This is a genomic window from Rhodococcus quanlei (genome assembly GCF_055231015.1).
Genome location: NZ_JBUYWD010000010.1, coordinates 1 through 13,336, shown reverse-complemented (window position 1 = coordinate 13,336; position 13,336 = coordinate 1). Strand labels below are relative to the sequence as shown.

The 13,336-nt window shown below is 65.2% G+C and carries 13 protein-coding genes; 4 read left to right on the top strand and 9 right to left on the bottom strand.

The window, feature by feature from the left end:
- Positions 1 to 19 precede the first annotated feature (19 nt).
- Positions 20 to 388, top strand: a complete 369-nt coding sequence (locus ACZI8Q_RS07570) for an Rv2175c family DNA-binding protein (RefSeq protein ID WP_463372899.1) — start codon at positions 20 to 22, stop codon at positions 386 to 388.
- On the opposite strand, the gene ACZI8Q_RS07565 is transcribed toward ACZI8Q_RS07570, so the two are convergent.
- From ACZI8Q_RS07565 to ACZI8Q_RS07550, 4 genes are all read right to left on the bottom strand, one after another.
- Entirely contained in the window at positions 385 to 1,341 is a 957-nt protein-coding gene (locus ACZI8Q_RS07565) for a phytoene/squalene synthase family protein (RefSeq protein WP_463372898.1), read from the bottom strand. The two genes, ACZI8Q_RS07570 and ACZI8Q_RS07565, sit on opposite strands and share 4 nt — an antisense overlap.
- 9 nt (positions 1,342 to 1,350) lie before the next feature.
- The gene (locus ACZI8Q_RS07560; protein ID WP_463372897.1) at positions 1,351 to 2,982 is read right to left on the bottom strand and encodes an alpha-(1->6)-mannopyranosyltransferase A; all 1,632 of its coding nucleotides are present in this window, start codon (positions 2,980 to 2,982) and stop codon (positions 1,351 to 1,353) included.
- Between the two features lie 119 nt (positions 2,983 to 3,101).
- Positions 3,102 to 4,649, bottom strand: a complete 1,548-nt coding sequence (gene crtI / locus ACZI8Q_RS07555; RefSeq protein ID WP_463372896.1) for a phytoene desaturase family protein — start codon at positions 4,647 to 4,649, stop codon at positions 3,102 to 3,104.
- A gap of 18 nt (positions 4,650 to 4,667) precedes the next feature.
- Positions 4,668 to 5,765 carry a polyprenyl synthetase family protein gene (locus ACZI8Q_RS07550; RefSeq protein ID WP_463372895.1) on the bottom strand — a complete coding sequence of 366 codons (1,098 nt, stop codon included), beginning with the start codon at positions 5,763 to 5,765 and terminating at the stop codon, positions 4,668 to 4,670.
- 123 nt (positions 5,766 to 5,888) lie between these two features.
- Between ACZI8Q_RS07550 and ACZI8Q_RS07545 the strand changes: the two genes are divergently transcribed.
- The gene (locus ACZI8Q_RS07545; protein ID WP_463372894.1) at positions 5,889 to 6,923 is read left to right on the top strand and encodes a methylenetetrahydrofolate reductase; all 1,035 of its coding nucleotides are present in this window, start codon (positions 5,889 to 5,891) and stop codon (positions 6,921 to 6,923) included.
- Here the strand turns inward: ACZI8Q_RS07545 and ACZI8Q_RS07540 are convergent.
- The 5 genes from ACZI8Q_RS07540 to ACZI8Q_RS07520 are packed head-to-tail and all read right to left on the bottom strand — an operon-like array spanning position 6,916 to position 11,921.
- Positions 6,916 to 8,055 (bottom strand): glycosyltransferase family 2 protein, encoded by a 1,140-nt coding sequence (locus ACZI8Q_RS07540; protein ID WP_463373156.1) that lies wholly within the window; start codon positions 8,053 to 8,055, stop codon positions 6,916 to 6,918. The genes ACZI8Q_RS07545 and ACZI8Q_RS07540 overlap by 8 nt on opposite strands.
- Positions 8,056 to 8,096: 41 nt before the next feature.
- Entirely contained in the window at positions 8,097 to 8,822 is a 726-nt protein-coding gene (locus ACZI8Q_RS07535) for an LppM family (lipo)protein (protein WP_463372893.1), read from the bottom strand.
- Between the two features lie 59 nt (positions 8,823 to 8,881).
- Entirely contained in the window at positions 8,882 to 9,709 is an 828-nt protein-coding gene (locus tag ACZI8Q_RS07530; RefSeq protein WP_463372892.1) for a carotenoid biosynthesis protein, read from the bottom strand.
- The gene (locus tag ACZI8Q_RS07525; RefSeq protein WP_463373155.1) at positions 9,706 to 11,304 is read right to left on the bottom strand and encodes a phytoene desaturase family protein; all 1,599 of its coding nucleotides are present in this window, start codon (positions 11,302 to 11,304) and stop codon (positions 9,706 to 9,708) included. Before ACZI8Q_RS07525 ends, ACZI8Q_RS07530 begins: the two co-directional genes overlap by 4 nt.
- Positions 11,305 to 11,309: 5 nt before the next feature.
- The gene (locus ACZI8Q_RS07520) at positions 11,310 to 11,921 is read right to left on the bottom strand and encodes a GNAT family N-acetyltransferase (RefSeq protein ID WP_463372891.1); all 612 of its coding nucleotides are present in this window, start codon (positions 11,919 to 11,921) and stop codon (positions 11,310 to 11,312) included.
- A gap of 186 nt (positions 11,922 to 12,107) precedes the next feature.
- Here ACZI8Q_RS07520 and ACZI8Q_RS07515 point away from each other — a divergent pair, with 186 nt between their 5' ends.
- Together ACZI8Q_RS07515 and ACZI8Q_RS07510 are read left to right on the top strand one after the other, a co-directional pair.
- Positions 12,108 to 12,536, top strand: a complete 429-nt coding sequence (locus ACZI8Q_RS07515) for an SAV_6107 family HEPN domain-containing protein (RefSeq protein ID WP_463372890.1) — start codon at positions 12,108 to 12,110, stop codon at positions 12,534 to 12,536.
- 211 nt (positions 12,537 to 12,747) lie between these two features.
- Positions 12,748 to 13,188, top strand: a complete 441-nt coding sequence (locus tag ACZI8Q_RS07510; protein ID WP_463372889.1) for a DUF3040 domain-containing protein — start codon at positions 12,748 to 12,750, stop codon at positions 13,186 to 13,188.
- Positions 13,189 to 13,336: the final 148 nt, after the last annotated feature.

Here is a 13,336-nt window from a genome sequence, read left to right as displayed (position 1 = left end):
ATTCGATACGGTTGTGCACGTGAGTGCCATCCCATATTCTGCCGATGTTCTGGATCGATCCGTCTCTTTGCTGCAGTTGCCGGACGTGGCGAAGAGCATCGGACTGGCGGTGACGAAGGTTCAGCAGATGCTGCGCGATCGCAGCCTCATCGCGATCCGGCGTGACGGGGTCCTGGGGATACCCGAGGCGTTCTTCGGCGACGACGGCGAGATTCTGCATCGCCTTCCCGGACTGCTGTCGGTTCTGCACGACGGCGGGTTCACCGATGAGGAGATTCTGGCGTGGCTGTTCCGCGAGGACGAATCTCTGCCCGGCACACCGATCGAGGCAATGCGCGGTGACCTCGCACGAGAAGTCATCAGGCGCGCGCAAGCCTCAGCATTCTAGGACCGGCCTGCTACTGGAAACCGGACGGGTTGTCGGCAGCAGAGTTGGGGTGCCAGTCGCGCCAGTTGGGGGAGCGCGACGGCCCATCGGTTGTGGGACGAGACGGTCGCTCGCCGATCCAGCACCCGAAACCCGTTTCGTTCGATCTCGTCGAGAATCAGTGAATACAAGGTGAATGCGGTTCTGATCCCGGGCTGGACACGATCGTCCAGCATTGCGATGCCCGGTTCGGCGTCGCGATAGGCGGCTCGTGTGGTTGCGATCAAGTGGGCAAGGGCGCGGTCGATACGAGGCGAATGAGCACCGTGTCGCGCCAGTTCGAGCATGTCTCTGTCGACGCCGAAGACGGCCAGCTCGTCCAGAGGCAGATACACGCGGCCCCGTTCGAGGTCCTCTCCGACGTCGCGCAGAAAGTTGGTGAGCTGGAACGCTTCACCCAGGGCTGCCGCATGGGGGGCTGCCTCGTCGACCGGAACCTTGGTGCCGAGTACGGGGAGTAGTTGGAGTCCGATCACCACGGCAGACCCGTACATGTATTCGGCGAGCTCTGCCATCGACCGGTATTCCGAGCGATACCGGGGTGTTCCCGGAAGATCCATCTTCATCGATTCGAGGAACGCGGAGAAGTAGGAGACAGGGAGATCGAAACGATCGACGGTGTCGTGGAATGCCGGCAGTATCGCGTTCAACGCCGGTAGACGGCGTGGGGCGGTAGCTGTGCGGTCGCGCAGCACGCGTTCGACGTCGCCAATGATGTCTGCTGGGTTCTCGACCGCGATCACGTTCTCGTCCACGAGATCGTCGACGACCCGAGCGTAGGCGTACAGGGCGTGCACGGCGCGGCGCCGTGGTTGGGGGAGCAACCTGGTGGCGAGAAAGTAGGTGCGGCCGTGTCGGGCGGTGATGCGGCCGCAATGCCGATACGACTCGGAGACGGTGAGCGGGTCACGCAAATGCGTGCCTTACTCTGCGACGGCGACCGGATCGGCCGCGGCGCGATCCTGCGCCGCGGTGCGCTCCTGCGCCGCGGTGCGCTCCGGTCGGGGCGTGCGAAGTCGTAGAGGATCAACGGTGCCCAACGACATCGCGGCGACCACCGCGGCGAACGTTGCCAACATGACATGGGGCAGCGTGTAGAGGCCGATGGAACCGTCGGGTTGGAACACCAACATGAGCCACGTCGACAGACCCACCAGGATCATGAGTGTCCGGTACGACAGCGCGAAGCCGGCGGCCACCGCGAGTGGCCACGAGTAATACCACGGCAATGCGGCCGGGGACAGGACCACGATGGCGACGAGTACGATCAAAATTCCGAGAACCGCACTCCGTTCCGACTTGCGGAAGCGCCACCACACCGCGAGGACGATCGCGACGAGAGCGACCGCGCAGATCAAGCGTGTGATCTCGAGTACCCCACCGAGCCGAAGGTCGGCGAACCATGACGTACCGACGGTGACGAGGTGCGCCATGATCGTGGGCAGGGACAGCCAGTTGATGATCTTCGCGGAGCCGGACAACGCTGTCATCCACCCGAGGCCTACACCGGCGATGGCGGAGCAACCTGCGAAAACGGCTACGAAGAGGGCGAATCCGGTACCTGCGGTCTTGACGAACAACGCGATCGGTTTGGCCGGTTCGCGTCCTTCGGCCTCTGCTTGCTGTTTCTCGTGAAGTATCCAGATCCAGACTATGAACGGGAGGGCCGCGCCTGCTGTCGCCTTGATGGCGACCGCAACCGACACGAGTGCAATGCCGGCGAGATGTTTGCGTTCGAGAGCGAGCACGATGCCGGCGGTCATCAACCCGACCATCAGAAGTTCGTTGTGAACTCCGCCGATCAAGTGGATCAGGACGAGCGGATTCAGGACGGCGAGCCACACTGCCATGGTGGGGTTGCCACCCAGGTGGCGGGCGAGCCGCGGAACCGCCCAGACCATCAGGGCGAGACCCGGAAGCATGGTGATGCGCAGGAGCATCGTGCCTGTGACGACGTTGTCGCCGGTCAGTGTGGTGATCAGCTGACCGAGGAACAGGAAGATCGGCCCGTACGGGGCTGTTGTGGTGGTCCACACGTTGCTGACGTTGTCGAGCAGTGTTCCGGGGTTGACCACCGGCCCGACTGCGTAGGGGTCGAATCCGTCGCGTAGCAGAGCGCCCTGTGCGAGATAGGAATAGGCATCGCGACTGAACATCGGTACTGCGAGCAGCAGCGGGGCAATCCAGAGGACGACGATCGTGCGCAGATGCGACAGGCCTACCTGGTGGGCCAGTGCGCTGCGACCGAGTCGGACCCAGGCCACGATCATCGCGAGCACGCCGAGCCAGACGATCACAGTCGACAAGATCTGACCGTGCCCGAACCGAAGCCACGACAGGTACATCGACTCGAGGAGTGGGTCCTGGCGGCGAACGCTGCCGGCGCCGAATCCGCCGAAGGTAATGAACACTGCACCGACGAATCCGAGGAGTGCGGCACGACCCTGCGGGCTACGGAGAAAATCTCCGGTGTTGCGCATCCACTGACGTGTGGATGCACGCGTCGCGACGACCGTGTCGTCGGTGCGGACGTCGGCACGGGTAGAGGACGTCATGTTCGCAGATTCCTCCCCCGATTGGTCGGCTGTGGTCGGAGCACGCCGCGACGCGTGCTCGGATTTGCGTGGTCGGGGGACCAGTTTAGAGGGTGATCGGCCGAGTTCCGAACCGCGGCTCACCGGCGGGGGCCGATGATTCGCTCCGCGGCGAGCTTCCCGGAGATGAGAACCGTAGGTACGCCGACCCCTGGAACGGTGCCCGATCCGGCGAGGACGACGTTGTCGAGACCGCGCACCATGTTGCTCCTCCGGAATGGTCCGGTTTGCCGGAATATATGTGCCGAAGCGAATGGGCTGCCGGCGGACATCCCCTTTTCTGCCCACGTCACAGGCGTGTCGACGTGGTCGATCCCGAAGTTTTCGGTGATGCCCACATATCCGCGTCGTTCGAGACTGCCCAGGAGTTCGGCTGTGTACGGCTCGGTGATCGACGTCCAGTCCAGTGGTGCACTGTGCAGGTTGGGGCACGGAGCCAGTACCGAGAGCGGTTCGAACTCCACACCGCCACGTTCGATCCCAAGTGTGGGATCGGTCACCGCCGGTCGGGTGATGAGAAGTGACGGGTCGGACATCAGGCGTCCGCGGCCTGCTCGCGCGGTGATGTGGCGGAAGGTGCGTTCCCACGCGTGCCCGAAGTCGATCGTGTGGTGCCGCCTCGGCCACTGCTGCGTGACGGCGCGCGGGATCGATCCGTGCAGGACGACTGCGGACGGGGATATCCGTGCGCGGCGTGGAACAACCGCCGCGGTGGGCCGGAGAAGGTCGTCGACGACCGCTATGTCCGGGGTCAGCACCACGGCGTCGCAGGCGATCGGTTCACCGTTGCCCAGTCGGACGGTGTGGACACGTCCGTTCCCGACGTCCAGTCCGGTCACCGTCGAATCCAACAGCAGCGTGCCGCCTGCGCGTACGAAGGCATCGGCCATTGCCTGGCCGATGGTGCGCATCCCGCCTTCCGGGAAATACACCCCCAACGACGTGTCCATGTGTGCGATCGCCCCGTACACGGCGAGTGCGCGCGCGGGTGCCACACCCGCGTAGAGCGCCTGGAATGTGAAGATGCGGCGCAAGCGGGCGTCGGTGAGGTGTCGTCCTACCTGGGGGCCGAGCCGGCCGAACCCGCCGAGTCGGACCAGTCGCGCCAGATCCTTCACCGCTCCGCGGGACGACACGAGATCGAGCGGCGAATCGAAGTTGGAGTCCATGAACCGGTCGAACTCGGCGTCGAAGATGTCGCCGAGCCAGTCTCGGAGCCGCAGGTATCGGCGCGCTTCGTCGGGGCCGCAGAGTTCTGCGACGGCGGCCGCCATCCGGTCGGGATCGGAATGTACGTCCAGCGACGTTCCGTCTGCGAAGCGCGCGTGATATGCGGGGACGAGTTTGTGTGACACCACAGCCGGCCGGGTCGAGGCAGGGTGTGCGCCGACGGCCGCCAAGGCCTGATCGACGAGTTCGGGCATCGTCAAGACCGTGGCTCCGTTGTCGATGTCGTAATCGGCGAACCCGTATGTGCCGACCCGACCACCGGGCGTGCTGTCACGCTCGACCAGCGTCACCCTCCGGCCCGAACCGAGGATGTGCAGAGCCGCGGACAGGCCCGCCAGACCGCAGCCGACCACCACGACGTGTTCGGTGCTGCCGGTGACCGTTCGGTTCCATCCCACCCTGACTCCTACCGGCCCTCAGGACGCACGGCTCGTGGCAGCGATCGCCATGTCCGTGAGTAGGCGCTTGGCTTCCGGGGTGGCAGAACTCGCGTGGAGCACGGCGATCGCTTCGTCCGTCAGAGTGGTGATGCGCTGTTCCATGTCGTCGACCGCACCGAGTTCTGTGATCACTCGTCGGAGTTCGTCGACTTCCGAGTCGGTCAGATCGGTCCCGATTCCGTTTCGGAGGAGCTCGGCCGCGGTGGGATTCGACGAGTCCGCGCGTTGCAGGGCAGAGGCGAACAAGACGGTTCGCTTGCCTGCACGAAGGTCGTCACCGGACGGTTTTCCCGTGACGGCAGGATCGCCGAAGACACCGAGAACGTCGTCGCGAAGCTGGAACGCGATGCCGATATCGCGCCCGAACCGGCGGTAGTCGCGCACGAGCGCCGGGTCGGCGCCGGCGAGTTCGGCGCCCAGATTCAGTGGGCGCTCGATCGTGTATGCAGCAGTTTTGTAGGTGTTGACGCGTAGCGCGGCCTCGATCGACTCGTCTCCGCCGGCCTCGCCGGAGATGTCGAGGAACTGGCCGCCGAGAACCTCGGTCCGCATGGCCGACCAGACGGGGGAGATGCGAGCAGTGGCCGCAGGGGAGATGCCCGAATCGCGGATCATGTCGTCTGCCCAGGCGAGAGCCAGGTCGCCCAGGAGGATGGCCACTGCCTCCCCGAAGCGTTGCGCGTCACCGCTCCAACCCTGGACCTGATGCGATTCGGCGAACTCGACATGGACGGTGGGAAAGCCGCGCCGGGTGGTGGAGGCGTCGATGATGTCGTCGTGCACCAACGCACAGGCCTGTACCAGTTCGAGTGCCGAGCAGGCCCGCAGCACGGCCTCGGCGTCCGGGCCGTCGGGGTCGCCGCCGCTTCCCAGCCATCCGGTCCAAGCGAAGGACGGGCGTACTCGCTTTCCGCCGCGCAGTACGAAACTTTCGAGGGCGTTCACGGCGGCGCGGTAGTCGGCGCCGAGATCGTCGACGACGGTCGCTCGTGAGGCGAAGAACTCGCGAAGGGCGGTCTCGACCCGTGCCGCGAGTGCGGGTGGTCGCGGTCCAGCGGACAGGGTGGCCTCCAAATTCGGGTCTACGTGAAGTACGAACCACCATAGTGAACCCAAAAGTTGGCCGCAGGCTGGGGATATGACCGCACGCCCGGATGCAGTGTCCGGTTCGGCCGCTGTCGAACATATGCTGGACGGGTGACATTCGATTCCGTCAGGGGGCGCGCCAGCGAAGGTTGGGCGACTCGCACTCCGTCCATCGTCGACCGGATAGGTGTGTCCGGTGACGGCAGAGTGCCGTTCTCGGTCGAGTTCTCACCGCCTCGCGACGAGATGGCCGAAGCGAGGTTGTGGCGTGCCGTCCGCGTGTTCGAGCGGCTCGGCCCGGCATTCGTGTCGATGACCTATGGAGCGGGTGGCTCGACTCGGGACCGCACGGTCCGGGTCACCGGTCAGCTGGCCGAGGAAACGACGTTGCTGCCGGTCGCACACCTCACCGCTGTGTCGCACAGTGTCGACGAGTTGCGGTCCATGGTCGGCGCGTACGCAGACCGGGGCATCAGCAACATTCTGGTGTTGCGCGGTGACCCGCCCGGTGACCCCCTCGGCGAGTGGCAGAAGCACCCCGAAGGTGTCGAGTACGCGGAAGAACTTGTGCGTTTGGTACGCGACCTCGGCGACTTTCATGTCGGAGTGGCGTCGTTCCCCGAGGGGCATTATCGCGCTCCCGACCTCGCGCACGACACCCGCTATCTGGTGTCGAAACTGCGCGCGGGCGCAGAGTATTCGATCACTCAGATGTTCTTCGACGTCGAGGACTACCTGCGCTTGCGGGATCGGGTCAGCGCATACGACGCCGAGCAGGGCACCAAACCGATCATCCCCGAGATCATGCCGGTCACCTCGTTGCGATCGGTGCGTCGCATGCTCGAACTGTCCGGTTCGTCGCTGCCCGCACACCTCGAGCGGAAGTTCGACCTCGCGGCCGGTGACGGTCCGGAGGAGAACCGCGCCGCAGTGCGCGAGATCGGTATCGATCTCGCCACCGAGATGAGCGAAAGGCTGATCGCCGAAGGTGCGCCCGCGCTGCACTTCATCACCCTCAACTACGCGCGTGCCACCAGTGAAGTGCTCGAGCGACTCGGCAACAAAGTCGGTTCCGGGGTGCAGGGTATGTCCGCGACGTCGTCGGTCGACGCCGCCGCACCTGCCGGGTCTGCCTCGCTCAGCTGAGAGGGCGGCCCTTCCACTGTGCCCGTCCACGCCGATGGTCGCGGTGCGATGCGGCGGTGAGAGCGATGGCGGCCGAGATCGAGGCAGGGTGTGCGCAGGCATCGACCACATCGGTGGTGCAGGGCGGGGTTCCCTTCTCGAGGTTCCGGGCAAGCAGGCGTGATCCCGTTGCAGCCGCATAGGCCGCGAATGCCCACCGCCTGCTCGATCCACGTCCGGCGATCATCGCCACGGGCGGCATGACGTAGGCGAGCACCAACGCAGTCGAGACCGCGGCGGCTCCGGCCGGTGTGCCGAATGCGGACCACAGCCATCGGCCGTAGCCCTTCCTCAGCGGCCGCGCGCCGTCGTACATTCGGCACTGCGCGTAGCGTCCGGCGGCCACCACAGCTGTCCGAAAGCCGGATCGGCGCATCACCCGAGCGATGTCGAGGTCTTCGGTGACGCTGGTGGCAACGCTGCGGTGACCACCGATCGTGCGGTACGCCACCGCATCGAACACCAGGAACTGCCCGCACGCGACGACGGTGGATACTCGGGAGTCACGGTTTGCGAATGCTGTGGGAAGCGTTGAGGCCCAAGACCATGCGAGAAGTGGTTGAACCATCCGTTCCGGCCACGACCCCGCGCGCTGGTATGGCCATGGGCTGAGGAGTTCGACCCCTCGATGCCGTGCTTCGTGACAGGCTGCCGCGACGGCGTTCGGATGCAGTCGCACGTCGGCGTCGAGGAAGACGATCATTCCGCTGTGGAAGTCGGGGAAGGCGGCACAGGCCCCGACGGACGCCACACACGCGGCGGGTTTTCCGACCCACCCGAGAGGGGGTTCCGTGCTACCACGAACCACCACGAATCGCGTGTCGCCGGCGCAGAGTGCTTCTGCGATGTCGGCGGTGCCGTCGGTGGAGTTGTCGTCGTAGACGAGTACCCGAAGTCGGGCGATCCCGGTCTGGGCACGCAGATCCGCGAGCAGGCCAGGTAACCGCCGCCGCTCGTCACGTGCGGGAACGACAACCGTCACCCGTTCAGCGAAGGTGCGTGGTGCGGCGCTCGGTATCAGACGGGGAGTGCTACAGCAGTTGACGGCTGCGATGACGAGCCCGAGTCCCGAAATCGCGGTAGCCGCCTTCATCGTCACGTCCGCAGCAGTGTCACTCGACAAGATTCAAGAGGTCACAGGTCGGAACCGGACGACGGATTCCGGCGTCCGCTGCCGATCGCCGGTTCCCTGTTGCGGCCCATCCACGCGAGTGCGGCGACGATGACGGCGACGCCGATGGTGACTCCGCCTACGATTCCCGCCCAACCGGCGAAGGATCGAGTGTTCGGGTCTGCGTACCGAACTTCGGCGCGAATCGTGCTCGTTTCGCCTGCTGGTAGTTTCCACGACACGATCGAATCGCCCTCACGGGTGCCGTTCGTCGTGGCAATGCGGGCGGGGAACGCAATGGTGAACTGAATGTCCGACCCTGTTGCAGGTACCGATTCGAGATCGGCTCTGCCGTCGAGTGTCACGAAGTCGCCCGAGCGCTTCAGTGAGAGCTGGAACGACCCGGCCGCCTGCTCACTCATCGAACCGAGCTGTGACACGTCGCCGAACGTCAGATCACTGAAGAAGACCTGGGAGCCGACATAGCCGTCCTGCTTGTACTCCTGGACTCGGATCTTGTCGGCCAACGAATCCGGTGGTACCAGCTGTGGACCTTTGTCGGCCTCGTCGACCGGTACCGTCGCGGCCACGATCTGCCCGGAGACTCTGTCGTTCGCCGAGACCCCCATCGACACCTGTACGCGCAGGCACGCGGTGAGGGCTGGGAGAAGGAACAGTCCGAGGAGGACGATGGACAGAACTCGGCGCCCGGAACGCCGGGGCGCGGCCGTAATCGAGGGCAGTTGCACAAGGCTATCGTGCCAGGGCACGAGTAGCGGAGTGGGAGCGCGGGGGGTGTGTTGCGTTCTCACGTCGTATGCGACCGGCTCCCTCGGCCTTCCTGAGCTCGTCGGGGAACCATATGCCACAGAAGTGGAACACCCAGGATGCCCATCACCGCGAGTCCGTACATCGCGGAGTACCGCAGCTCCGGAGGGTCCAGGAAGACCGCGTGAGCGAGCGCGGACCCGAACCAGGTCCACAGAAACAACACGATCGGAACCGTGTCACTGCGAGTGAGGGCGCTCGCAGGTCGGCCCAGCCTCGAGTCGACAATCGCCATCACTGCGACCATCACGGCCGCGACGACCATCCATCCCACGTAGTTGGTGAGCGGAATGTGGTCGAGTCCGGGCAGTCCGGCGTCGGTGACGCACCACTGCCATTGCCCGTCGGCGACCATCTGTGCGTCCAGATACAGATCCCAGCCGATCAATCCGACTACGGTGAACAGCGCACGTGCCGGTCCGGACCCGGTGATACGGGTCGCCACGCACCACACCGGATAGAAGCCGGCGGTCCAAGCGAAGGGGACGACAATGGGGACACCTGCGAGGGACGGTCCGAGTCGGTCCGAGGCGTACGAATAACAGCCGTACGGGATTCCGGTAGCGGTACCGACGATTTCCGAGGTCAGTCCGATGCCCGCTGTGGCGAGCAGCAGGAAGGCGGTCCAGCGCCATCCGCGTGTGGACGCGGCGTGCGCGAGAGCCGCTGCGGCAAGAAGTGCCACGACGACCACCGTCACTACGTCGCGGGTCGGGCCGTCCGTCAGGGGATAGGCGATCTGGGCTGCAATGGCAGCGGCTGCGAACAGGGCAGCGACGCGAGCGCCGTTGCGCTCGACCAGGCTCATGTGTTCGATCGTCTGCGGAACAGTGTGCGTACGTGGCGCCGTGACGTATCGCCGAGCGCTGTGCGCGCAGCGCTGCGACCGCTCGCACCGGAGACGCCGCCACCCGGATGGGTCGATGCTCCAGTGAGATAGAGCCCGTCTGCGCCGGGCACCCGATGCCCGGACAGTTCCGGGATCGGCCGCCACATCATCATCTGATCCAGCGACATCTCGACGTGCATCACGTTTCCGCCGATCAATCCCATCTCTTCTTCGAGGTTCCGGGGCGATTGAACGTGCCTCGCGTGGACGGAATCGGTGAACCCGGGGGCGAGTGCTTCCATTTCGTTCACGATGCGATCGGCTTCGCGCTCTGCTGCATCATCCCAGGACGAGGCTCTGCTCAGACTGTACGGCTGCCACTGCGACCAGAGCGTGACTTGATGTTCTCCGGGTGGGCTGATCGTGGGGTCCAGACCGCTGAAGCTCATACCGAGAACGGCTGGGCGGGGTGGGAGTTCGCCTGCCAGTGCAGAACCGTGTGCCAGTCGGAGGTGATTGCGATCCGATACGAGCAATTGCAGACCGTTGGTCACATCGGCATCGGATCCGAGAGGGTCGGCCGACGGATAGTGGGGGAGGGCGTCGGTGGCAAGTCTGACAACCATTCCGATGCCCGGCCCCACCCTGATTCTGCGCCGCCATCGGGCAAGGACATCGGTGTCGAAGCCGCCGCGTTCGAGGAGGTCGAGGGTCGTCAGAACATGACATCCGGCGATGACCGACCGTGAACGGATTTCGCGTCCCGATTCCGTGCGGCTGATCCAGTGATCACCACTGCGACGGAGTGAGGTCACGGAATCGCCCAGTGACGTTCTGCCGCCGTCGGATTCGAGGCGAGCGGCGAGCGCGGCGGTCAGCGCGCCGCTACCGCCGACTGCGCGACCCGGTGGCACGGTGTGCATGAGGGCTGCGAATCCGACCATCGGGGCGGTGCCAGGCTCGGACATCGGCGGACCGGACTGGGCCCCGAACCAGGCGAGGGCAGCTTTGAGACGTTCGTCGTCGAAGAACTCGTCCAGCAGGGCGTCGCCCGATGCGAGGAACTGGCGAGACAGGTCGATGCCCCCGCCGTCCGCGTCGAGGCCCCAGAACGAGGACACGAGCGCCGGGGTGGTCGGCGGTCTCGAGAATGCACGCATCACCCTGGCGCTACGTGGTCCCCACACGCCGACGAAGCTGCGGTAGGCATCCGCTTCCGCAGCGCCGCATGTGGCTTCGATCGACCGGCAGGTGGCGTCGAGGCTGCGGTGGAAGGCGATGCCGGGAAAGTCGGAACCGGCCGGCGCCGGAGCGAATGCCCACGGGTCGCAGTCGAGGTAACGCAACCCGTGGGCGGCGAGCTCGAGCTCTTCGATGATGCCGGTGTGTCTGATCATGATGTGGGCGGACGAACCTCGGTCGACTCGGTGCCCGGGAAAGCGTTCCACGGTGGACACCGCCCCACCGATCACCGTGTCGCGCTCAAGGACCTGCACCGAGCGGCCTGCACGCGCGACGTAGCACGCGGCAACGAGAGCGTTGTGGCCCGAACCCACGACGGCAACGTCGGCCATCTCGCTCACTGCGCCGGCTCCGTTCTCTGCACGGGCAGGTCTCTGCCCAGCACCGCAAATGGACGGCGGTCACCCGTGAACTGGTAATTGCGGAGTACGTCCCGGAACCCGAGTCGTCGGTACAGACGCCACGCACGATTGTCTTCGTCTGCGATCTCGGGAGTGGAGAGCAGGACCGCGCGTTCGGGCCGCCCGTGGAGGAGAAGTCTCAGCAGCCGCTCACCTGTGCGATTGCCCTGGGACGAAGGATCGACGTGCAGTTCGGTGAGTTCGAAGTAGCTGCCGAGCGTGGCATCGATGGCGGCGGCGTCCCAGCCCGCCCGTTGCATGCCTGCCCGGACTTGCTGATACCACCACTGGTCGGGGGAGCCGCGGTATCCGTAGGCGACGGCGACGAGAGGTGCCTCCTCGGGCGCGACCCCCGGCTCGTGGGACAGTGCGCCCACACCGTGCCATCCAGGCCGCCGAATGTGCTCGGTCCACATCGGCGCCCGGTGGTACTCGGTTCCACGGGGATAGTTCATGGCTGCGACGTAGATCGACAGTGCTTCGTGCATACGTGTCTGGAAGCTGTCGGCGTCGAGTTCGACGACAAGCGGCATGCGTGCGTCGTTCATATCGACCAGTCTTACCTCTCACTTGGCGATGTGTCGGTGGGTCCGGTTACATTGAATCTGTCGAACGAATGTTCGATATCGGCGATCTGGCGAAGCTCGAGGGAAGCGAGCTTCGCCAGATCCCGAACGGTCGTCCCGAAACATCCCTTCACGGGTTGCGCCGGGGTCGAGATGGAGGTGTTCGAAGTGACGGCACTACCGCGCAGGCATCCGATCTCTCGTCGGGCGTCGACGTTGTTGAACCGGGGTGATGTGCTGTTGTCGGATTCTGCGAGCGCAGACACTCCTTCCGATCGATTTCACGGCGCCTACCTGGCGGCGCTGCGAGGGGCAGGGGCGGTGCTGGCTGCCGCCGAAGGTGTGGGCGGAATGGCCGTCAAGGCCGGTAGATCGCGCAACGCCTGGCTGCTCATGGCGCGGGCGGCTCCCGAGTTCGAGGGGTGGTCCGAATACTTCGCCGACTGGTCGCAGACCCGTGTCGCGATCGAGGCGGGGGTCTCGGTGTCACTGGATGACGAAGGCGCGAACGCGTTCCGTGCGAACGTCGGCGACTTTCTGCATTCGGTCGAGGAATATGCGGGGATGGTCGGGCGCCTCGACCTGAGGGCGTCCTGAGCGCTCCGCGGATGCGATGTCGAGACGTCTTCGGCGAGGTGAGAAACTGTTCTGGCGTGACTGTCTGAAACGTCTGAATCGAACAGGTTCTCGGAGTAGGTGGTACGTGACACGATGTACTCGTATTATTGAAACAAGTAGCCGGAAAGTCGGCTACCAACCTTTCCGCTCTGCGTGAAGGTTGCCACCATCCAGTGCCGGGGGAGGTACCGTGCCACTCTCCGAGCACGAGCAGCGCATGCTCGATCAGATCGAGAGCGCTCTCTATGCCGAGGACCCCAAATTCGCCTCGACAGTGCGAGGCGGCCGTATGCGTGCGGCATCGAGTCGACGTCGACTTCAGGCGATAGCGTTGTTCGTCCTGGGGCTCGTCTTGCTGATTGCCGGTGTCGCATTACCGATCAAGCCGGGCGGATTCCCGGTCATCAGCCTCGTCGGCTTCATCGTCATGTTCGCTGCCGGCGTTCTCATGCTGTGGGGCGGCGGATCGAAGAAGTCGGCGCAGTCCGAGGGCGAAGGATCCGATCAGCCCGCCACCAAGGAGTCCGTGCGCGGAATCGGGCATCCGAGGCAGCGCGGTCCCAAGAAGGGGTCGGGCGGTTTCTCGGCTCGCATGGAAGATCGGTTCAGAAAAAGGTTCGAACAGGAGTAGAGCTGTTCGGACTGGAGTAGAGCCTGGCGACGAATTTCGTCGCAGCCCCGAAACTTGTGTAGGTCTCTGAACTCAGCGGCGGGGGGGGGGGGGGGGGGGGGGGGGGGGCCCCCCCGGGCGAGGTGGTTTGTTTGGGGGGAGGGGGGGG

Excerpts from the sequence above, each read along its gene's own strand:
- ACZI8Q_RS07560 (WP_463372897.1), bottom strand. The coding sequence starts at position 2,982 with ATGACGTCCTCTACCCGTGCCGACGTCCGCACCGACGACACGGTCGTC.
- ACZI8Q_RS07540 (WP_463373156.1), bottom strand. The coding sequence starts at position 8,055 with ATGAAGGCGGCTACCGCGATTTCGGGACTCGGGCTCGTCATCGCAGCC.
- ACZI8Q_RS07530 (WP_463372892.1), bottom strand. The coding sequence starts at position 9,709 with ATGAGCCTGGTCGAGCGCAACGGCGCTCGCGTCGCTGCCCTGTTCGCA.
- ACZI8Q_RS07525 (WP_463373155.1), bottom strand. The coding sequence starts at position 11,304 with ATGGCCGACGTTGCCGTCGTGGGTTCGGGCCACAACGCTCTCGTTGCC.
- ACZI8Q_RS07520 (WP_463372891.1), bottom strand. The coding sequence starts at position 11,921 with ATGAACGACGCACGCATGCCGCTTGTCGTCGAACTCGACGCCGACAGC.